The organism is Paenibacillus sp. BR1-192 (assembly GCF_029542445.1).
GTDB classification, from domain to species: domain Bacteria; phylum Bacillota; class Bacilli; order Paenibacillales; family Paenibacillaceae; genus Paenibacillus_AQ; species Paenibacillus_AQ lautus_A.
In genome coordinates, this window is sequence record NZ_CP120718.1 from 2167622 (window position 1) to 2187993 (window position 20372).

Annotated in this window: 19 protein-coding genes; 18 read left to right on the forward strand and 1 reads right to left on the reverse strand. The window is 53.5% G+C overall.

Going from position 1 to position 20372, the window contains the following annotated elements; translation table 11 throughout:
- Positions 1–20 precede the first annotated feature (20 nt).
- From P0X86_RS09310 to P0X86_RS09390, 17 genes are all read left to right on the forward strand, one after another.
- A complete protein-coding gene (locus tag P0X86_RS09310) occupies positions 21–1394 on the forward strand; it encodes a stage II sporulation protein P (protein WP_277748359.1) in 1374 nt (457 codons plus the stop codon).
- Positions 1395–1454: 60 nt separating this feature from the next.
- Positions 1455–1868 (forward strand): hypothetical protein, encoded by a 414-nt coding sequence (locus P0X86_RS09315; protein WP_277748360.1) that lies wholly within the window; start codon positions 1455–1457, stop codon positions 1866–1868.
- A gap of 89 nt (positions 1869–1957) precedes the next feature.
- Positions 1958–3775: a translation elongation factor 4 gene (lepA, locus tag P0X86_RS09320; protein ID WP_036666087.1), complete on the forward strand. Its 1818-nt coding sequence runs from the start codon at positions 1958–1960 to the stop codon at positions 3773–3775.
- Positions 3776–3981: 206 nt separating this feature from the next.
- Entirely contained in the window at positions 3982–5148 is a 1167-nt protein-coding gene (gene hemW / locus P0X86_RS09325) for a radical SAM family heme chaperone HemW (RefSeq protein WP_096773030.1), read from the forward strand.
- Positions 5149–5223: 75 nt separating this feature from the next.
- Positions 5224–5685: an N-acetyltransferase gene (locus tag P0X86_RS09330; protein WP_036666086.1), complete on the forward strand. Its 462-nt coding sequence runs from the start codon at positions 5224–5226 to the stop codon at positions 5683–5685.
- A gap of 108 nt (positions 5686–5793) precedes the next feature.
- The gene (gene hrcA, locus P0X86_RS09335) at positions 5794–6828 is read left to right on the forward strand and encodes a heat-inducible transcriptional repressor HrcA (RefSeq protein ID WP_015734180.1); all 1035 of its coding nucleotides are present in this window, start codon (positions 5794–5796) and stop codon (positions 6826–6828) included.
- A gap of 13 nt (positions 6829–6841) precedes the next feature.
- Positions 6842–8377: a TCP-1/cpn60 chaperonin family protein gene (locus tag P0X86_RS09340; protein WP_096773031.1), complete on the forward strand. Its 1536-nt coding sequence runs from the start codon at positions 6842–6844 to the stop codon at positions 8375–8377.
- Between the two features lie 59 nt (positions 8378–8436).
- Positions 8437–9051 (forward strand): nucleotide exchange factor GrpE, encoded by a 615-nt coding sequence (gene grpE, locus P0X86_RS09345; RefSeq protein WP_096773032.1) that lies wholly within the window; start codon positions 8437–8439, stop codon positions 9049–9051.
- A gap of 84 nt (positions 9052–9135) precedes the next feature.
- Positions 9136–10974 (forward strand): molecular chaperone DnaK, encoded by a 1839-nt coding sequence (gene dnaK / locus P0X86_RS09350; RefSeq protein WP_009590812.1) that lies wholly within the window; start codon positions 9136–9138, stop codon positions 10972–10974.
- 92 nt (positions 10975–11066) lie between these two features.
- Positions 11067–12185: a molecular chaperone DnaJ gene (gene dnaJ / locus P0X86_RS09355; protein ID WP_009590783.1), complete on the forward strand. Its 1119-nt coding sequence runs from the start codon at positions 11067–11069 to the stop codon at positions 12183–12185.
- Between the two features lie 235 nt (positions 12186–12420).
- On the forward strand, positions 12421–12792 hold the full coding sequence (locus P0X86_RS09360) for a hypothetical protein (protein ID WP_176502366.1): 372 nt from the start codon (positions 12421–12423) through the stop codon (positions 12790–12792).
- A gap of 50 nt (positions 12793–12842) precedes the next feature.
- A complete protein-coding gene (locus tag P0X86_RS09365; protein ID WP_009590798.1) occupies positions 12843–13043 on the forward strand; it encodes a YfhD family protein in 201 nt (66 codons plus the stop codon).
- A 185-nt stretch (positions 13044–13228) separates the two neighbouring features.
- A complete protein-coding gene (gene prmA / locus P0X86_RS09370; protein WP_009590801.1) occupies positions 13229–14206 on the forward strand; it encodes a 50S ribosomal protein L11 methyltransferase in 978 nt (325 codons plus the stop codon).
- 2 nt (positions 14207–14208) lie between these two features.
- Entirely contained in the window at positions 14209–14901 is a 693-nt protein-coding gene (locus P0X86_RS09375; protein WP_119849328.1) for a site-2 protease family protein, read from the forward strand.
- A gap of 72 nt (positions 14902–14973) precedes the next feature.
- Positions 14974–15744 carry an RsmE family RNA methyltransferase gene (locus P0X86_RS09380; RefSeq protein WP_277748361.1) on the forward strand — a complete coding sequence of 257 codons (771 nt, stop codon included), beginning with the start codon at positions 14974–14976 and terminating at the stop codon, positions 15742–15744.
- Between the two features lie 2 nt (positions 15745–15746).
- The gene (mtaB, locus tag P0X86_RS09385; RefSeq protein ID WP_096773034.1) at positions 15747–17090 is read left to right on the forward strand and encodes a tRNA (N(6)-L-threonylcarbamoyladenosine(37)-C(2))-methylthiotransferase MtaB; all 1344 of its coding nucleotides are present in this window, start codon (positions 15747–15749) and stop codon (positions 17088–17090) included.
- A gap of 87 nt (positions 17091–17177) precedes the next feature.
- Complete coding sequence (locus P0X86_RS09390; RefSeq protein ID WP_277748362.1) at positions 17178–17633, forward strand: NUDIX hydrolase; 456 nt, start codon at positions 17178–17180, stop codon at positions 17631–17633.
- On the opposite strand, the gene P0X86_RS09395 is transcribed toward P0X86_RS09390, so the two are convergent.
- Positions 17630–18601 (reverse strand): Na/Pi cotransporter family protein, encoded by a 972-nt coding sequence (locus tag P0X86_RS09395; RefSeq protein ID WP_096773036.1) that lies wholly within the window; start codon positions 18599–18601, stop codon positions 17630–17632. The genes P0X86_RS09390 and P0X86_RS09395 overlap by 4 nt on opposite strands.
- Before the next feature lie 209 nt (positions 18602–18810).
- Here P0X86_RS09395 and P0X86_RS09400 point away from each other — a divergent pair, with 209 nt between their 5' ends.
- Positions 18811–20184, forward strand: coding sequence for a class I SAM-dependent rRNA methyltransferase (locus tag P0X86_RS09400; RefSeq protein WP_277748363.1), 1374 nt, complete (start codon positions 18811–18813; stop codon positions 20182–20184).
- The last annotated feature ends 188 nt before the right edge of the window (positions 20185–20372 follow it).

Genomic DNA, 20372 nt, shown 5'->3' on the forward strand with positions numbered 1-20372 from the left:
GAACCGAGGAGGACATCGCTATGAACAATCGCAAGTTCCGCATCTGGAATATTGCCAGAATGAAACGGAAGGTCATGGAAGGTCTGAGCATGGGGCGTACGTTAATTATACTGATGCTAGGCTCTCTTATATTTTTTATTTTGCTAGGGCTCGGGGGAATGGCGGAACAGCGGATGAATTCCTCGCCCGTGTCGTCGATGAAAGGATTGGCCGCTTCGTTATCCAGCCATTTTTTCATCGATATGATCGGCATGGAGATGCCGCATATGACGGCTTCCAAAGAGACCTCGAGCTTCTCCGGCGAAAAAATGTCCACGTTCGTCTTTGAGCTCCTGACGAGCGTAAACCCGAAGGATCCGAAGAGCCTCCTTGCGGGAGAGCTTCCCGGCATGAAGGCTAATCAACCGGTTCAGCTGTCGCACGGCTCCGGTAACGAGGATGGCGAGGCACCGGCCGATTACCGGCCGGATCCGGCGGAAGAGCAGGCGGAGGGAGAGCCCGCCGAGACCGGGGAAGAGCCGATGCAAGGCGAACAAGGGAACAACGGCAATGAAGGAAAGGGCGAGGATGCTCCGGATCAGGGCGGGAAGGACGATCCCGGCAGCAAGAATGAACCCGGAAGCACCTCCAAGGACGGAAAGACAACGAACGGGAAGAAATCCGTGCTCATCTATCATTCCCACCCGCAGGAAGCGTATAACCCGCTGCTCTCGCATCCATCCGATAATCCGGGGGCGGTATCCCCGACCAAGAACGTCATGCTGGTGGGCAGCTTCCTGAGCAAAAGGCTTGAAGCCAACGGAATCGGCACCCTGCACGACAAGAGCGATTATCAATCTACCGTGGAAGGATATAACTATAACTATTCTTATAAATACTCGCGCCAGATGGCCATGGAGGCCATGTCCCAGAACGACGGCATCAACTATCTGATCGATATCCACCGGGATTCGCAGCGATACAACAAAACGACGGCTACCGTAAACGGCGTCAATTACGCCAAGGTGTACTTCATCATCGGACATGCGAACGAGAACTGGAGACAGAACGAGGCGTTTGCAAGCAAAATCAATGCCAAGCTGGAGAAGTCCTATCCCGGCGTTTCCCGGGGCGTGTGGGGCAAATCGGCGGACCAAGGGAACGGAGAGTACAACCAATCCTTGTCCCCGAACAGCATCCTGATCGAAATCGGCGGCATCGACAATACGAAGGAAGAATTGCAGCGAACGGCCGAAGCGCTGGCCGACATCATCGCCGACGTGTACTGGCAGGAACAAGAAGCCGAGAAGGCCAGTGTGAAAAAAGAGAGTGATCCAGCGAAGAGCAAGTCGGCTTCAGCAGCCAAGGACGGCAGAGATAAAGGTGCCGAGGATAAAGCATCCAAAGCAGGTTGAAGGTTGAAGGAAAAGGTCATGAACGGAGCAGGAATGAAGGGGTAAATCAAGGAGGGGCTTATGATGTCGAGATTGGGAAAACGGTTTGTGGCGCTAATCATATGGACAGGTATCGGCATATTGGTCGGCATGCAGCTTGGAGGGGCCAAAGGGCCGGTGCCGGCCGACGGTACCGGGGGAACGCAGACCGTGGTGCAAGGCCATGTTCAGGATCCGCAAAGCGGTACGGCCCAGGGGAATGGATGGGGAGGGACGCGGAAGCATCCTCCCGCCCCTGAATCCGTCGACCAGGAACCGGACGCCCGTAAGGCGGCAGTGCCCGAATACGAGCCGTCGCCCAGCGACATTCTGCTCCCCGAACGCTCCCAACCGCCTGCCGATGTGCTTGCCGACAAAACGGCCGGACTGCTTCAGCAGCTCTCTGACCAAAGCATCCGCTGGGTCGTGTCGATGTTCGGATCGATTACGGAATAAATTTCGCCTTTATTCTCAGCATTGCTGTGCATCCCCTCAACTGGTATAATAAGTTGATTCAAACATCTGGTGGTTGTTGGGGGTTAGGCATGACAGACGTACAAGTAAGACAACAAAAAATTCGTAATTTCTGTATCATTGCACATATAGACCATGGGAAATCGACGCTTGCCGACCGTATTTTGGAATTTACGGGCGCATTAACTTCGCGTGAAATGCAGGAGCAGGTACTGGATCAGATGGATCTGGAGCGAGAGCGCGGAATTACCATCAAGCTGCAGGCGGTTCGCCTGAACTACAAAGCCGATGACGGCGAGGAGTATATATTGAACCTGATCGATACCCCGGGACACGTCGACTTCACGTATGAGGTATCCCGAAGCCTGGCCGCTTGCGAAGGCGCGCTGCTCGTTGTCGATGCCGCGCAGGGAATCGAAGCGCAGACATTGGCCAACGTATATCTGGCATTGGACAACAATCTTGAAATTTTGCCTGTCATTAACAAAATCGACCTGCCGAGCGCCGATCCCGAACGGGTGAAGCAGGAGGTCGAGGATGTGATCGGGCTCGATGCCAGCGATGCCGTGTTGGCTTCCGCGAAAGCGGGCATCGGAATCAAGGAAATCCTGGAGCAGGTGGTTCAGAAAGTGCCTGCGCCAACGGGTAGTTCCGAAGAACCGCTGAAAGCGCTGATTTTCGACTCCCATTATGATCCTTACAAAGGCGTCATCGTATATGTTCGCGTCATTGACGGCAGCATCAAGGCCGGCTCCAAGATCAAGATGATGGCCACCGGCAAAACCTTCGAGGTGATCGAGGTGGGTGCCTTTAAGCCGCGCATGTCCATCGTGGACGAGCTTAACGTCGGCGATGTCGGTTTCATCGTTGCGGGCATCAAGAGCGTGGGCGATACGCAGGTCGGGGATACGGTAACGGATGCCAAGCGTCCGACGGCCGAGCCGCTCCCGGGTTACCGTAAAATCAATCCGATGGTGTTCTGCGGATTGTATCCAATCGAAACATCGGACTACAACGATCTGCGCGAGGCGCTCGAGAAGCTGCAGCTGAACGATGCATCGCTCAGCTTTGAGCCGGAGACGTCCAGCGCGCTCGGATTCGGCTTCCGCTGCGGATTCCTGGGCCTCCTTCATATGGACGTCATTCAGGAGCGGATCGAACGCGAGTTTAACATACCGCTGATTACGACCGCGCCGAGCGTGATTTACCGCATTACGCTGACGAACGGAGAGCAGATTCAAATCGATAACCCTTCCCATTATCCTGAGGTCGGCAAGGTCGATTATGTCGAAGAGCCTTATGTTAAAGCAGCCATTATCGTGCCGAATGATTATGTCGGAGCGATCATGGAGCTTTGCCAAAACAAACGCGGCGAATTCGTCAACATGGAATACCTGGACACGACGCGCGTCACCATTACCTATGAAATTCCGTTGTCGGAAATCGTGTACGATTTCTTCGATCAGTTGAAATCGAGCACCAAAGGATATGCTTCATTCGATTATGAGCTGTCCGGATACCGCCGGTCCAATTTGGTCAAAATGGACATTCTGCTTAATGCCGAGCAGGTGGATGCCCTGTCCTTTATCGTGCACAAGGACCGCGCCTACCACCGCGGACGGGCGATTTGCGAGAAGCTGCGCGAGCTGATTCCTCGCCAAATGTTCGAGGTGCCGATTCAGGCATCGGTCGGTACCAAGGTCGTGGCCCGCGAAACGGTTAAAGCGATGCGCAAGAACGTGCTTGCCAAATGTTACGGCGGCGACATCTCCCGTAAGCGGAAACTTCTGGAGAAGCAGAAGGAAGGTAAGAAGCGGATGAAGCAGGTGGGCAGCGTCGAAGTGCCGCAGGAAGCCTTCATGGCCGTTCTGAAAATCGACGACAAGTAATAGGAAGCCAATGGCAGGGGAACGCCTTTGAGTTAAAGAGCCGCTCCTTGCCTGTATAGCCTTCTCGATGTAAATGATGGGAAAGCCGATTCTCGGCTTTCCTTTCTTTCATTCCAAGAGGCATAGCGTTATAGTAGAGAAGGAACTTTCAAGAAGTTACTTAAAGTAAGTCATGCCAGAGCGGTATATGAGGGGGCAAGAAAAGAATGACGGCAAACGATCAACGGACGGAAGCGGTGTACATCCATATTCCGTTCTGTACCAATAAATGTTTTTACTGCGACTTCAATTCCTACGTGTTAAAGGATCAGCCGGTAATGGATTATTTGCGAGCGCTGGATAAGGAAATGGAGCTGACCGTTCAGGCTAATCCGCCGGGACGAATCAAAAGCATCTTTGTAGGCGGCGGGACGCCAACCGTGCTGAAGCCGAACGAAATGGAATACTTCTTGCAGAGCGTGAAGCGCCATTTTCCGGAATGGTCCGATAGCATCGAATTTTCAATGGAGGCGAATCCCGGCACCACGGATCTGGAGAAGCTGTCCGTCATGCGCCAAGGCGGGGTGAACCGGATCAGCTTCGGGGTGCAGGCCTTCCAGAACACATTGCTGACCGGCATCGGCAGAATTCACGATACGGATGACGTATACCGAAGTCTCGATAACGCCAGAAGAGCAGGCTTTGACAACATGTCCATCGATCTGATGTTCGGTCTCCCGAATCAAACCTTGGACATGCTTGCGGAAAGCGTGGATAAGGCATTGGAGCTCGAACTCCCGCATTATTCAATCTACAGCCTGAAGGTCGAAGAGAATACGCTGTTCCATACGATGTACCAGCGAAACCAGCTTCCGCTTCCGGATGAGGAGGACGAGCTGAATATGTACCTTCTTTTAATGGAACGGATGAAGGCTGCCGGATATAAGCAGTACGAAATCAGCAATTTTGCGAAACCCGGCTTCGAGAGCCGGCATAATATGACGTATTGGCGCAACGAAGACTATTACGGCCTAGGCGCGGGGGCGCACGGATATGTCGGCCGTCAGCGCCATGTGAACATCAAAGGGGTCAATCCCTATAATGAAGCAGCCAATAAAGGCCTTCCAAGATTGGAGAGCTTTGAGATATCTAAGGAAGAAGCGATGGAGGATTTCCTGATGGTCGGGCTGCGCGTGCTGGACGGCGTCTCGCGCAGCCGGTTCCGGGAGCAGTTCGGGATCTCCATGGAGGATGTTTTTGCCGGTCCGCTGAATAAAATGGTAGGCGCGGGCCTCCTCGATGCCACCGAAGACGGGTATAAGCTGAGCAGCAAAGGCATTTTGTTTGGCAACGATGTGTTTGGCGAATTCATAGGAAGCCTGACGACAAATTAATCTATTGAACTTATATGCGCTCTGTTGTATATTTATTCATAACATGACGGAGCGTGTAAAGGGGTGACGGACAACATGTCGGCGGTATGCAGAAAAGCAAAGTTAGAGGATGTCGAGCCGCTGTATCAGATGATTCAGGGTTATGCCGAGAAGGGGATTATGCTCCCCCGGTCCAAAAAAGTGCTGGAGAAACAAATCGGAGAATTCGTTGTAGCTGAATCCGAAGGGCACGTCATTGGCTGCGGTTCATTGTGTCAGCTGGGAAGCGATTTGGTCGAGATCCGTTCGCTCGGCATCTCGGAAGGATATAAAGGGCAAGGCATCGGCTCCATGCTGGTGGACACCCTTCTGGAAGAAGCGAAACGCCGCGAGCTTCCGAAAGTAATGGCCTTGACGTATGAGGTATCTTTTTTCATCAAAAACGGCTTTGCCGTCGTAGAGAAGGAGATTTTTCCGGAGAAGGTATGGACCGACTGCATCCACTGCAAGAAGCAGCATGCTTGTGACGAAATAGCTGTTCTTAAAGTACTGAACTGACTTGACAATCCTCAGGTCGGTTTGGTATTTTTGTTATATCGGTTAGCACTCGATGGCGATGAGTGCTAACGAAAGCGAAAATGAGCAGTCAGCAAGGAGGGAAGCGACATGTTAACAGATCGTCAGCGCATGATTTTGAATGCCATTGTGGATGACTATATCCGTTCTGCCGAGCCGGTTGGTTCAAGAAGCATTTCCAAGCGAGGGGACGTCGGCTACAGCCCGGCAACCATTCGCAACGAGATGGCTGATCTGGAGGAGCTCGGGTTTCTGGAGCAGCCCCATACTTCAGCTGGACGAATACCGTCGCATAAAGGATATCGATATTATGTTGATCATCTCACGTCGTCGTTTTCCTTGAACCCTGCGGAACTGCATATGATGAAATCATTTTTTGCAGAAAAGCTGAACGTGATGGAGCAGATGATACAGCATACAGCCGGCATCCTGTCTCAAATGACTAATTACACTTCCATCCTGCTGGGACCGGAAGTTTTTCATACGTCTTTGCGCCATTTCCAGCTTCTTCCTCTACATGAGGATCAAGCGGTGGCCATCATCGTTACCAGCACAGGGCAAGTCGAGAACAAGGTTGTTTCGATTCCGCAGGGCGTGTCCGTATCGGAACTGGAGCAAGTGGTAAATCTTCTGAACAAGAAGCTGGTCAATGTGCCTCTATATAAACTCAAGACTCGTTTGTATTCGGAAATTGCCGAGGAAATGCAGCGGCATATTTCACATTATGAGGATCTGATGAGTATGCTGGATATCGCTCTCAACAACGAACCGGATCACCGGGGGGTCTATCTGAGCGGCACGACCCACATGCTGAACCAGCCGGAGTTCAAGGATGTTGATAAGGTTAGGGAAATATTCGAGCTTCTGGAGCAGACTCCCGCACTGATGAAGCTCATGGCACCTGCTCCCGGGGAGCACGGTGTCCAAGTGAAGATCGGCACGGAGAATACGCATGAGGCCATTTCGAACTGCAGTTTGATCACTGCGACGTATTCGATCGACGGCAAAGCGCTTGGTTCGATCGGCATTCTCGGTCCTACAAGAATGGAATATGCACGGGTGATCGGCATCTTGAATGTGTTATCCCATGACCTGACGAAGCTGCTGTCACACTGGTACAAATAAAGGAGTGAGACAGATGAGCCAAGGACAACATAGCCAAGTGGACGGAGACGAGCGTTATTCCACGCTGTTGAACAACAGCAATGCCGTCCGCGCAGTTACGTCCGCCGTAGAAGGCACGCTTGGCCCCAAGGGGCTCGACGTCATGCTGGTTGGCCCGCGCGGCGAAGTGGTCATCACCAATGACGGAGTGACGATTCTGGACAAAATGGATGTCACCCATCCCGCCGCGCGCCTTCTGATTCAGGTGGCTCGGGCGCAGCAGGAGAAAATCGGCGACGGTACCACAACGGCAACCGTGCTTGCGGGCGCCCTCGTGCAGGAAGGGGTATCCCGCATCACGCGCGGGGTGCCCGCTTCCAAGGTGGTTGAGGGCCTGCGCCAGGGAGTCGAGAAATCGATGCAGCTCTTGTCGAAGCGTGTCCGGCTGATCGGCGGATTGGATGATCCGCTGCTGGAACGGACGGTGCATGTCGCCGGGCGTGAACGGAAGGACATCGTGGAGCTGGTTATGCAAGCCGCGCGCAAAGCCGGAATCGACCGTCTGCAGGATCCTTCCTACTCGCTCGCAGACAGTATAATTGCGCTGGAGAATGCCGAGAATGAAGTGTTCGAGGGGGTTCTGCTCCGGCAGCGGCCGATCTTCGCCAGGGAGTCCAAGTCCTACGACGATGCCAGAGTGCTGGTGCTGTATGATTCCCTGGAGCCCGACGACATCGACGAAGAGGCGCTTACAACCGAAGCCGGATTCGCGCAGTATATGGATCTGAGAAAAGTGTTCGCGTCGGATTTGGACAGATTGTCCGAACTATCCGTAAAACTCATCCTCCTCGAAAAGGGCATTCATCCGGATGCGGAGCAGTTTTGCCTGGATCACGGGATGATGGTGGTACCGCGCGTATCGCGTGCGGATCTCCGCAAGGTAAGCGACATGACGGGAGCTACACCGATACGCCGCAAGGCGTTACATAAAGACTCGAAAGAGCTTGCGGCCCTTCTGGGTCATACCCCGCGCGTCGCTTATGATGAAGGCATCGAAAAAATCCGCCTGTCCTGCGGCAGCAAGGACCGCATTGTGACGGTGATCGTCGGGGCAAGCACTTCGGAAGTGGTAGGGGAGGCCGCCAGGATTGCGGGCGATGCCGCTTCGGCACTGCAGGCTGCCGTATCCGGCGGGGTGCTTCCAGGCGGCGGGACAAGCGAACTGGCCGTGTCTTATGAACTGGAACGGATCCGGGAAGCCCAGAAAGGCATGGAAGCCTTCGGCATGGAGGCAGTTTCCGCCGCGCTGCGAAAGCCGATGTCGCAGATTCTTCTGAACGCCGGTTATAATCCGCTTGAGAAGATGGAGGAGGTCCGAGCCGCACAAATCCGAGCCGACTCCGACTGCATGGGGATTGACTGCGACAGTGGGCGGGTTGTCGACTATGAAGAGCTGGGCGTGCTGGATCCGGCCCCGGTCAAACTTCACGGCCTGCGGGCAGCCGGCGAGGTTGCGGCTGCCGTGCTGCGGATTCATCATGTGATCAAGATGAAGGAAATAGGCGAATAACGCTAAGATAGATGAGTTATAGACCGTCTGGTTTAGAATATGAAGGAGGTGAAGGCGTCTTGAATAATGAGCACAAGGATGCCGTTCAAGATACAGTTACAGAAGAAACGATCGAAGAAACTTTGGAAAACACGCCAAACACGGGTGAGAGCGGGTCTCCGGAGGAGGCCGTGAATCCCGAGCAGGAGATTCCCGTAACGGAATCGGCTGATGAAGCCGCTGGTTCGGCCGAGCTTGAGAAGCTTCAGGCCGAGCTGCAGGAGCAGCAGCAGCGTACCCTGCGGGTACAGGCGGATTTCGATAATTTCCGCCGCCGCACGCAGAAGGAGAAAGAGGATCTGGGCAAATATGCTTCCTCCAAACTGATTACGGAGCTTCTGCCCGTCATCGACAACTTTGAGCGTGCCCTCCAGGCATCCGAGGAGAACCCGGAATTTGAATCCTTCTCCAAGGGCGTCAGCATGATCTTCCGTCAATTGGAATCCGTTCTTGCTACCGAAGGCTTGAGCGCAATGAAGAGTGTGGGCGAGCCGTTCAATCCGGAGTACCACCAAGCGATCATGCAGGTGGAGAGCGATGAGTACGAGGAAGGCATCGTGGTTGAGGAAGTGCAGAAAGGGTACATGTTAAAAGATAAAGTATTGAGACCTGCCATGGTTAAAGTGAGCATGTAAACGACTTTCGATAGTCGTTTATCATATAAAAATGATGAATGTCATGCGGGGATTCGCATGAATGAATAAGGAGGAAAATTTTACATGAGCAAAGTTATTGGTATCGACTTAGGAACAACCAACTCCTGCGTAGCCGTCATGGAGGGTGGGGAAGCGGTAGTTATCCCGAATCCGGAGGGTGCCCGCACAACCCCGTCGGTTGTCGGATTTAAGAAAGACGGCGAGCGCATCGTCGGGGATACAGCCAAACGCCAAGCGATCACCAACCCGGATCGCACCATCATTTCCATTAAGCGCCATATGGGCACGAATCACAAAGAATCCATCGACGGCAAAGACTACACGCCGCAAGAAATCTCCGCCATCATTCTGCAGAAGCTGAAATCCGATGCGGAAGCATACCTGGGCCAGCCTGTAACCCAAGCGGTTATTACGGTTCCCGCATATTTTAATGACAGCCAGCGTCAGGCTACCAAGGATGCCGGCAAAATCGCGGGCCTTGAAGTTCTGCGTATCGTCAACGAGCCGACGGCTGCGGCATTGGCTTACGGCATGGAGAAATCCGAAGACCAAACCATCCTGGTATACGACCTTGGCGGCGGTACATTCGACGTTTCCATTCTGGAACTGGGCGACGGCTTCTTCGAAGTAAAAGCAACCAGCGGGGACAACCAACTGGGCGGCGACGACTTCGACCAAGTGATCATCGACTATCTGGTAGCCGAATTCAAGAAAGAGCAAGGCATCGATCTGAGCAAAGACAAAGCAGCCGTTCAACGTCTGAAAGACGCAGCGGAAAAAGCGAAAAAGGAATTGTCCGGCGTACTGACAACAACGATCTCGCTGCCGTTCATCACGGTTGCAGACGGCGTTCCTCAGCACCTTGAGATCAACCTGACCCGCGCCAAATTCGAAGAATTGTCCGCTTCCCTTGTAGAGCGTACGCTTGGACCGACTCGTCAAGCGCTCAGCGATGCAGGTTTGACAGCGAACGATATTCATAAAATCGTCCTGGTCGGCGGTTCCACTCGTATTCCTGCCGTGCAGGAAGCGATCAAAAAATTGACGGGCAAAGAGCCTCATAAAGGCGTAAACCCGGACGAAGTGGTTGCGCTTGGAGCAGCGGTTCAAGCCGGCGTATTGACCGGTGACGTTAAAGACGTCGTATTGCTCGACGTGACCCCGCTGTCCCTCGGTATCGAAACCGCAGGCGGCGTATTCACCAAAATGATCGACCGCAACACGACGATTCCTACAAGCAAATCCCAAGTGTTCTCCACTTATGCGGATAACCAGCCGAGCGTGGAAATTCACGTGCTGCAAGGCGAGCGCGAAATGGCAGCCGGCAACAAAACGCTGGGACGCTTCATGCTCGGAGACATTCCTCCTGCACCGCGCGGCGTTCCGCAAATCGAGGTTACCTTCGATATCGATGCCAACGGGATCGTAAACGTGTCGGCAACGGATAAAGGTACCGGCAAGAGCCAGAAGATCACCATCACGTCCTCCAGCGGCCTGAGCGACGCTGAAGTTGAACAAATGATGAAAGACGCTGAGCTTCATGCCGAAGAAGACCGTAAACGCAAAGAGCTGGTGGAGGCTCGCAACAATGCCGACCAACTCGTGTACACGACCGAGAAAACACTCAAGGACCTGGGCGACAAAGTCGATGCTTCCGAAGTGGAAAAAGCAAACGAAGCGAAAGACAAAGTGAAGAAGGCGCTTGAATCCGATAACCTGGAAGAGATTAACGCTTCGGTAGAGGAGCTTACTCAAATCGTACAGCAGCTGTCCGTGAAGCTGTATGAGCAAGCGGCACAAGAACAACAAGGTGCTGAAGGTGCCGAGTCCGGCGCTCCTAAGAAAGACAACGTCGTGGATGCAGATTACGAGGTTGTTGACGAAGATAAAAACAAAGGTTAATCTGAATAGATTGTATGGGAAGGTCAAAGCTGCGCATCTTCGCACTTTGGCTTTCCTTATGTAAAGAGTAATAAAGAGATTGGGGTGAAACCGTGGCTGATAAGCGTGATTATTATGAGGTGCTCGGTGTCGGCAAGGATGCATCGGACGATGAGATCAAGAAGGCGTACCGCAAAATGGCCCGCCAGTATCATCCGGACGTGAACAAAGCGGCGGACGCGGAAGCCAAATTCAAGGAAGTGAAAGAGGCTTACGATGTATTGAGCGATGGTCAGAAGCGTGCGCGTTATGACCAGTACGGTCATATAGATCCGAACCAAGGCATGGGCGGAGGCGGTTTCTCCGGTGATTTCGGCGGTTTTGGAGATATATTCGATATGTTCTTTGGCGGCAATGGACGCCGTGATCCGAACGCGCCTCAGCGGGGGAACGATCTGCAATACACGATGACGGTTGAATTCAAGGAAGCCGTATTCGGCAAGGAAACGGACATTACCATTCCGAGAACGGAGACTTGCGATACATGTCACGGCTCGGGAGCGAAGCCGGGCACGCAGCCGCATACCTGCTCGGTGTGTAACGGAAGCGGGCAGCAGGAGGTCGTGCAAAATACGCCGTTTGGACGTATGGTGAACCGCCGCGCCTGCTCGAACTGTAACGGAACCGGGAAGATCATCAAAGACCGCTGCTCGACTTGTAACGGCAACGGCAAGGTGAAGAAACAGCGCAAGATTCACGTTCGTGTACCTGCAGGCGTGGATGACGGAGCTCAGCTGCGCATGACGGGCGAAGGCGAAGGAGGATTCCGCGGCGGTCCGGCCGGCGACCTGTATATCGTAATCCGCGTGAAGCCGCATGACTTCTTTGAACGCGAAGGGGACGACATTTATTGCGAAGTGCCGCTTACCTTTGCCCAAGCCGCGCTTGGCGACGAGATCGAGATTCCGACGCTAACCGAGAAAGTGAAGCTGAAGATACCGGCCGGCACGCAGACGGGAACTTTCTTCCGCTTGAAAGGCAAAGGGGTGCCACGGCTGCGCGGTATGGGACAGGGTGACCAGCATGTCAAGGTTGTGGTCATTACGCCTAGCAAGCTCAGCGATGAACAGAAAGAGCTGCTTCGTCAATTCGCTTCGCTTGATGGCGAACAGACCCATGAACAGGAACAGTCCTTTTTTGACCGTGTAAAAAAAGCTTTCCGCGGTGATTAATCCACGATAGGGGTAATTCCCTCATAGCATAGCAAAATAGCAAAAAGCAGCAGGCTCTAAAGGTTTCCCTATCTTTGGCCTGCTGCTTTTTGGTTTGTGGCAGAAGAAGCAGCAGGGATATCCCGCTGCTTTACAGGTTCGTATCGCTCAAGAATAAAAGGTTTGACAATGAAGCAACCTAGGATAGTTCCATCTCGGAAGATGCAATCTTGAATAGGAAATGCAGGTGAATGAAGTGGCAGAGAAAAACATTTTGGCCTATTTCAAAAGTCCGGAAGAAGCCCGGCATGCCGCCCGCAAATTGCAGTCGCTGCGCGTTGCCGATATGTCCATCGACCGGTTTAGCGCCGATCCCGGCGGGGAGCTCAACAATCCGATGAATCCGTTGACAGGCAACATCGCAAGCTTAACAACGATGACCTTAAATGCGGATATTTCGGGGCCGGGAGCCGGAATTCTCGGAGCTGCGGACCCAGCGGCCAGCGGGATGAGCACCGGCGGTGAGGATGGAACCGAAGGCCGGGATATTTTGCTGACGGTTGTACTGGACGAAAGCGTCTTCCCGCAAGCCATGCGGTTAATCGAAGAATCCGGCGGCATGATTTAAGGTTCCAGGCACCGCTCTGAGTGTTGATATCGGAAAGGAGAATGACACCCATGATGAGACGCGTAAAAAAAGGGAAGATCTCGAGCAAAACCGAGAAGATGATTGCGCTGCAGTCCGCCAAGGCGGAGGATGTTGAGTTTTCGGCTATGGAAGCCGATCACGATGATGTGGAAGCGCTGCGCCGAAGCGAGGCAGCGGATGAACGCCAATTGAAGAAAATTTTGGATGAAACCAGCAAAAATGTAGATTAATCGCTACCGATGTGGAATGTGGAAAAGCCCGCTTGCCTTCTTGTAATGGAGGTTGCAGCAGGGCTTTTTTGAATTTGATGAATGACTTTGAAAAGTTATCATGGTATTTTAGTGCAAACTTTGTATCCGGGGTCCTCAATATAGTACAATGATACTTACGTATAAACGAGGAGGAACAATTGCACATGTTATGGCGTGAATTAACGATACATACCACGGAGGAAGCCGTGGAGATGATTACGAATTTCCTGCATGAAGCGGGAGCCGGAGGCGTTTCGATCGAGGAGTCCGGTACTACGAACAAAAAGCGGGACACCTCTCTGGGACAGTGGTTTGACGAGATCGTTCCGTTTAACGATATTCCTGAAGGCCAGGCCGTCATCAAAGGTTACTTCGACGAGACGGTGACGCTGGAAGCGATCCGCGATGAAATAACGCCGCGCGTCAATGAGCTGAAGGAATTCGGTATCGAAACGGGCGAAGTGCGGTATGAGATGAAGACGGTGGACGAGAATGATTGGGCTACGGCCTGGAAGCAGTATTTCAAACCGATCCGCGTCTCCGACAGGCTGACCATCAAACCGACGTGGGAAGAGTACACCCCGGAATCAGAGCACGAGTCCATCATCGAGCTGGACCCGGGCATGGCCTTCGGCACAGGAACGCATCCGACGACTTCGTTATGCTTGCGTACATTGGAGATGGTGATCAAGGGCGGAGAGGAAGTCATCGATGTCGGGACAGGCTCAGGCATCCTCTCCATCGGCGCAGCGCATCTGGGCGCTTCACGAATTCTGGCTCTCGACCTGGATCCGGTCGCGGTATCCAGCGCGACGGAGAACACCCGCCTGAACGGCCTGGAAGACCGGATTACGGTGAAGGAAAGCGATCTGCTCTCCGTACTCACGGATTCGTCCGATGACTCGGATCTGGGCGTGACGCTGCCGGTACAAATCGTGGTGGCAAACATTTTGGCCGAGGTTATTCTGCTGTTCGTGGACGACGTATACCAGGCTCTTCAACCGGGAGGCGCTTATATCGCTTCGGGCATTTACAAGAACAAGGAAGAGATCGTGGAGAAGGCTTTGATTGCTTCCGGTTTCGAAATTGCGGATATTTGCCGCGAGGATGATTGGGTTGCATTCGTGGCGAGGAAGAACTGATTATGGATTTTTTGGACCAACTGCTATTTTACCCGTTGGAGCAGCTTCCTTTTTACCTGATTGCTTTGATCATCGCATTTACCGTGCATGAGTTCTCGCATGCCTATTTCGCCAATAAATTCGGAGACCCGACGGCCAAGCTGCTGGGCAGGGTCACGCTGAATCCGGCGGTGCATTTCGATTTTCTGGGAATTCTTCTCCTGCTGATTGCAGGTTTCGGCTGGGCACGGCCGGTGCCGGTCAATCGGGAGAACTTCAGCAACCCGCGCCGCATGAGCATCATCGTGGCTGCGGTCGGTCCGCTGAGCAACCTTCTCTTGGGAATACTGGGGGCTCTCATTTATGCCGTTTTGTATCAAACAGGGATGATTCCTCCTGTCGGATTAACCAAGACGGATCAAGCGGTGCATTTGTTCTTTAATATCTTTATATTGCTCAATTTCTTTCTATGCCTGTTCAATCTGGTTCCATTGCCTCCGCTGGACGGCTACCGGATTCTGGAGAATGCGCTGCCGCCGCGTCTTAGCGCGAGGATTCAGAAGTTTGAGCAATGGTCGATCCTTTTCTTCCTGTTGATCATACTGTTGCCTGTGTTCCAGGATTATACGATCAAACCCCTGTACGATGCGGCACATGCACTGTCTTCCAAATTTTTGGACATGTTCATTATGATGACCGGCGGTTACCGGCTCTGATTTACTCTGGTCAGTTTACGCGAAAAGTTGTATGATGGGGTTTGGCGATTTTTGAGTTAGGTGAGGATAGAGATGCAGCGATATTTTGTGACTCCCGTACAGTTCGAGGGAGACCGTGTTGAGATTACGGGCGACGATGCCCGTCATATTGCCAAGGTCATGCGAGGCAGGCTTGGCGATAAATTGATCGTGAGCGACGGGGTATCCCGCGAGGCCTTGATGGAGATTGAGCGCATCGATGCAGGCAGCGTGTTTGCCGTTGTGATTGAACCCATGGAGATGTCGCAGGAACCGCGTCTGCAAGTGAGCATTGCTCAGAGTTTGCCGAAAGGCGACAAGATGGAGACCGTCATACAAAAGTGCACCGAGATCGGCGCGGTGTCCTTTGTTCCCTTCCTGTCGGAAAGAACGATCGTTCAGTACGATGCCAAAAAGGAAGGGAAGCGGCTGGAGCGCTGGCGCAAAATCGCGAAGGAGGCGGCTGAACAGGCGCATCGCAACCGGATTCCGTCTGTTGAACAGCCTCTGACGTGGAAAAATCTGCTTGCAGCGTTTTCCGGCTATGATGCCGTATATTTTTGTTATGAAAAAGAGCAGGGTTCCCAGCTGAGGGACGTGCTGAAGCCTTTTGCAGAGCAGGCGCTGCGTGAATCGGCCAAGCCTGCCAGCTTGCTGCTGGTCGTTGGGCCCGAGGGCGGCTTTACGGAAGAGGAATGCCGAGCGGCCGAAGCTGCGGGAGCCGTAGCCGTGGGACTCGGAAGGCGGATCCTTCGCTGCGAGACCGCCGGCATGACGGCGCTGGCCTGCGCACTATACGAATCTGGAGAAATGGGGGGCGTTTGAACATGCCATCCGTAGCGTTTTATACGTTGGGTTGCAAAGTCAATTTTTACGATACCGAGGCCATCTGGCAATACTTCAAGAATGAAGGCTACGACCAGGTGGACTTCGAACAAACCGCTGATGTTTATTTGATTAACACCTGCCACGTTACCAACACAGGGGATAAGAAGAGCCGCCAGATGATCCGGCGCGCGGTTCGCCGAAATCCCGAGGCGATCGTGGCCGTAACGGGCTGTTATGCCCAAACCTCGCCGGCGGAAATTCTGGATATCCCGGGCGTGGATCTCGTCATCGGGAACCAGGATCGCGAGAAAATCATGGATTTCATTCATGACATCGAAAAGACGCGCCAGCCGATTAACGCCGTGCGCAATATCATGAAGACCCGGGTATTCGAGGAAATGGACGTACCGGATTTCGCGGAACGTACTCGCGCATTTCTGAAAATTCAGGACGGATGCAACAACTTCTGCACGTTCTGCATCATCCCTTGGTCCCGCGGTTTGTCGCGAAGCCGTGATCCGAAGAGCATCATCAAGCAGGCGCATCAGCTGGTCGGAGCGGGTTATAAGGAAATCGTGCTGACCGGTATCCACACCGGCGGATATGGGGATGATCTCGAGGATTACAGATTGTCCGATCTGCTGTGGGACCTTGACCGGGTTGACGGTTTGGAACGGATCCGCATCAGCTCCATTGAAGCAAGCCAGATCGATGAGAAGATGTTGGACGTGCTGAACCGCTCCAGTAAAATGTGCCGCCATCTTCACATTCCGCTCCAAGCGGGGGATGATACGGTACTGAAACGGATGCGCCGTAAATATACGACGGAAGAATTCTATAACAAGATGGGCCTGATTCGTCAAGCGATGCCGGATGTGGGCATTACGACGGACGTCATCGTCGGCTTCCCTGGCGAAACGGATGAGATGTTCCGGAACGGATATGACCTGATGAAGGCGATTCAATTCTCGGAAATGCATGTATTCCCGTATTCGAAGCGTACCGGCACGCCGGCGGCACGAATGGAGGATCAGGTGGACGAGGAAGTGAAGAATGCGCGTGTGCACGAACTGATCGACTTGTCGGAGCAGCTCCAGCTGGCTTATGCCGAACGTTTTGTGGGCCAGGTTCTGGAAGTGATACCCGAGCGTGAATACAAGGGAGCCCCTAATGGCGGAAAGATGCAGGGGTACAGCGATAATTACCTGCAGCTTGTATTCAACGGATCGCCTGATCTCGAAGGCAAGCTGTGCCGCGTAAAAGTAACCAAAGCCGGTGTAAATGAATGCGAGGGCGAACTCCTCAGCGTCATGGATCATGGATTAAAGGCAGCTGCCCAGTAATATTCCATAGCGGCCATACCAGACAAGGATTTCATTTCCTGGCTACCGGAAGTGGAGTCCTTGTTGTACATGAAGGAGGAACAGGACATGGCATATACACAAATTTCCGCGGGCGGCGTTGTATACCGTTATCTTGAAGGGGCGCTTCAGATCCAGCTCATCTTGGACCGTTATGGAAAAACCTCGCTTCCCAAAGGCAAGATGGAAGCCGGTGAAACCGTCGAGCAGACGGCTCTCCGAGAAATACGCGAGGAGACAGGTATAGTCGGATCCATCACTTCTCCAGTGGACATTATTGCATATAAATACCATCATCCCGAATTCGGCCTGGTCGACAAGGAAGTTCACTACTACCTCGTTAAGGCGGAAGGAGGCATCCTAAAACCCCAAATCGAGGAAATCAACGGGGTGGACTGGTTCGAGCCTCTTGCCGCATGGAGGAAGCAGCGGAGCAACGGGTACAATAACAACGATATCATCCTGCGTAAAGCGCTGATGCTGCTTGAAGTCGCTATTCCGGCGGATGAAGATATGAAATTCTAGGACGGCAACCGCTTGTTCCAGAAAGGCAGATAGCATAGAGGAAGCGCGATCAGCGAGCATGCGATGTTAAACAGGGTTTGCGCATGGGCGATTTGTCCGGCCGGATCTGCGGCTAACCATCCGGATACGGCGGTTAATCCCGCTGTGAACGGAATGAAGAGCAGGACTCCGCCGATATTAAGCCCCAAATGGGACCAAGCCACGAATCGTCCGGCGCGGCTGCTGCCAATCGCCGCGATGAGCGCCGTCACGCAGGTACCGACATTGGAGCCCAGGACGATCGCGACGCCGATCTCGGGAGGCAGCGCTCCGCTGGCGGCGAGCCCCATAGCCATGGCGATGACGGCGGCACTGCTGTGCATCAAAGCCGTCAGGATCGCACCGGCTGCAATGCCCCAGAGGACGCTTTGCGAGGCGTAGTCAAGGAACCATTGGAACAAACCGAGGCTTTGAAGGGTCGGCCCAATGGATTGCATGATTTGTATCGCGAGCAGCACCAGCGAAAATCCGGCGACAGCAAGGCATAAAAATTGGCTGCGGATCAATTGGTTTTTTAACTTGTCGTGACTCGCAGGTACGCGCTCGCTGACAAGAACGGCTCCGACCCACAGCATCAGCGAGAGGACAAGCAGAGGCATGGCGGCTTGTCCGATCTGCAGGCTGATGAGTTCGGTGGTTACCGTCGTGCCGATGTTCGTGCCGAGAATAACGCCCAAGGTACCGGACAGGCTTAACAATCCGGCATTGGCAAAGCCTATCGCCAGCACGGTTACGGCGGTGCTGCTCTGCAGCAGGGCCGTAACCGCCGTGCTGGCAACCATGCCTTTCAGGGGCGTGGATGTCGCTTTGTGGAGCCACTTATGCAAGAGCGGTCCGGCCCAGCGCTGGAGGGCGACCTCCATGACCTTCATGCCGAACAGGAACAGGACAAGACCATAGCAGACGGGAAACCAGAGCGTGGATAGCATGATGTTCTCCTTTTTGTAAAATAAGGTGGGAGCGCAGTTTCCAGCAAAGCCGAAAGTCATCGGTCATCGCAAGAAAACGATCTCTTCACGCGGTCGGGTAACTGTGAAAGCACGTCGGTCGACGTTTTTCTTAATTACGTATATGACCCTTGGCGGACATGCATGCCTATTGCAATAAACCAGAGGATAACTTTAAGGAGTGAAATTCAGTGCCATCGGTTATTTTGGAGCGCAGTCGAAAAAAGAGACTGGAGCAGGGGCACCCTTGGGTGTATAAAAGCGAGATTGCTTCTGTCGAGGGCGAGCCCGAGCCGGGCGATATCGTATCGGTGTTCAATCACCAAGGCCGTTTTCTTGCCTCCGGGTATTACAATCAGTTATCACAAATCACCGTGCGCACCGTTTCGTATGAACCGGTCGAGGCGATGGACAAGGCTTTTTTCGCAGCCAGATTCCAGGAATGCCTGAAACACCGGGAGCGGTTTATCGGAGACGAGAATGCTTACCGGCTGGTATACGGCGAGGCTGATTTCCTGCCGGGGCTGATCGTGGACCGTTTTGCCGACGTGCTGGTCGTGCAGCTACTGACGCTGGGCATGGACCGATGCCGTGCGGACATCGTGGACGCGCTTGTCGAAGTGGTACAGCCGAAAGGAATTTACGAGCGCAGCGACGTTTCCATCCGGGAACTGGAAGGGCTGGAACAGCGCAAGGGAACTCTTTACGGGGAGTGTCCCCGTCACGTCGTCGTGACGGAGAACGGCTTGAAGATCAAAGTGGATATCGAAGAGGGTCAGAAGACCGGATATTTCTTTGATCAGCGGGAGAACCGGGCATCCATCAAACCGTTAATGACCGGTTGGGGAAGCCGGAGCGGGATTACGCTTCAGGCCGTGGAGCGGGAAGGTGAGACGAAGACCCTGCCGGTGAACAAAAGCGGAAAAGAAGTTACGTTCCCGTATTGGGACGGCGCAACGGTGTTGGAATGCTTTTCGCATACGGGCAGCTTCACGCTGCATGCATGCAAGTACGGCGCCAAGAAAGTCACCTGCCTCGACATATCGGAGCATGCCATCGAAAGTGCCAAAGAGAACGTGGAATTGAACGGATTCCAGGATCGCGTGGAATTTGTGGTGGATGACGCCTTCCAATATTTGCGCAGCCAGGTAAAGGGTTTGGAAGAGCGCGAGCTGCGCGCCCAAGGGGATCAGAAAGTGGATACCTCGAAACCGTTGACCGCGGGCGGGGGGCGATCCTGGGACGTGGTCATTCTGGACCCGCCGGCGTTTGCCAAAACCAGGTCGGCCGTCAAGGGGGCTTGCCGCGGGTACAAGGACATCAACCTCCACGGCATGAAGCTGGTCAACGAGGGCGGATATCTGGTTACGGCAAGCTGCTCGTACCATATGCGGCCGGATTTGTTCCTGGAGACGATCCAGGATGCGGCGAAGGATGCCGGCAAAATTCTGAGATTGGTGGAATGGCGTGCGGCCGGCAAGGACCATCCGCAAATTCTTGGGGTCGACGAGGGACATTATTTGAAATTCGCCGTCTTTGAAGTGCGCAGCAAATCAAAACTGTAAACACCCCAGCTTGGCGGTTCATGTAGAGGATCTTGCAATGGTGGATAACCACGATGGCAGGGTCCTTTTTCATATGTCCGAAATCGTTGGGAATGGGAATGAAATCCAAACGTATGTTCCACCAATCAGGACTTATGTTATACTAGTAATCAGCATCTTTTTGATAGAGTCGAACCATCACGCAAGAT

Bases quoted from the DNA above. Each gene is read 5' to 3' on its own strand.
- P0X86_RS09310 (WP_277748359.1), top strand. From the start codon at position 21: ATGAACAATCGCAAGTTCCGCATCTGGAATATTGCCAGAATGAAACGG.
- P0X86_RS09315 (WP_277748360.1), top strand. From the start codon at position 1,455: ATGATGTCGAGATTGGGAAAACGGTTTGTGGCGCTAATCATATGGACA.
- lepA (WP_036666087.1), top strand. From the start codon at position 1,958: ATGACAGACGTACAAGTAAGACAACAAAAAATTCGTAATTTCTGTATC.
- hemW (WP_096773030.1), top strand. From the start codon at position 3,982: ATGACGGCAAACGATCAACGGACGGAAGCGGTGTACATCCATATTCCG.
- P0X86_RS09330 (WP_036666086.1), top strand. From the start codon at position 5,224: ATGTCGGCGGTATGCAGAAAAGCAAAGTTAGAGGATGTCGAGCCGCTG.
- hrcA (WP_015734180.1), top strand. From the start codon at position 5,794: ATGTTAACAGATCGTCAGCGCATGATTTTGAATGCCATTGTGGATGAC.
- P0X86_RS09340 (WP_096773031.1), top strand. From the start codon at position 6,842: ATGAGCCAAGGACAACATAGCCAAGTGGACGGAGACGAGCGTTATTCC.
- dnaK (WP_009590812.1), top strand. From the start codon at position 9,136: ATGAGCAAAGTTATTGGTATCGACTTAGGAACAACCAACTCCTGCGTA.
- P0X86_RS09365 (WP_009590798.1), top strand. From the start codon at position 12,843: ATGATGAGACGCGTAAAAAAAGGGAAGATCTCGAGCAAAACCGAGAAG.
- prmA (WP_009590801.1), top strand. From the start codon at position 13,229: ATGTTATGGCGTGAATTAACGATACATACCACGGAGGAAGCCGTGGAG.
- P0X86_RS09375 (WP_119849328.1), top strand. From the start codon at position 14,209: ATGGATTTTTTGGACCAACTGCTATTTTACCCGTTGGAGCAGCTTCCT.
- P0X86_RS09380 (WP_277748361.1), top strand. From the start codon at position 14,974: ATGCAGCGATATTTTGTGACTCCCGTACAGTTCGAGGGAGACCGTGTT.
- mtaB (WP_096773034.1), top strand. From the start codon at position 15,747: ATGCCATCCGTAGCGTTTTATACGTTGGGTTGCAAAGTCAATTTTTAC.
- P0X86_RS09390 (WP_277748362.1), top strand. From the start codon at position 17,178: ATGGCATATACACAAATTTCCGCGGGCGGCGTTGTATACCGTTATCTT.
- P0X86_RS09395 (WP_096773036.1), bottom strand. From the start codon at position 18,601: ATGCTATCCACGCTCTGGTTTCCCGTCTGCTATGGTCTTGTCCTGTTC.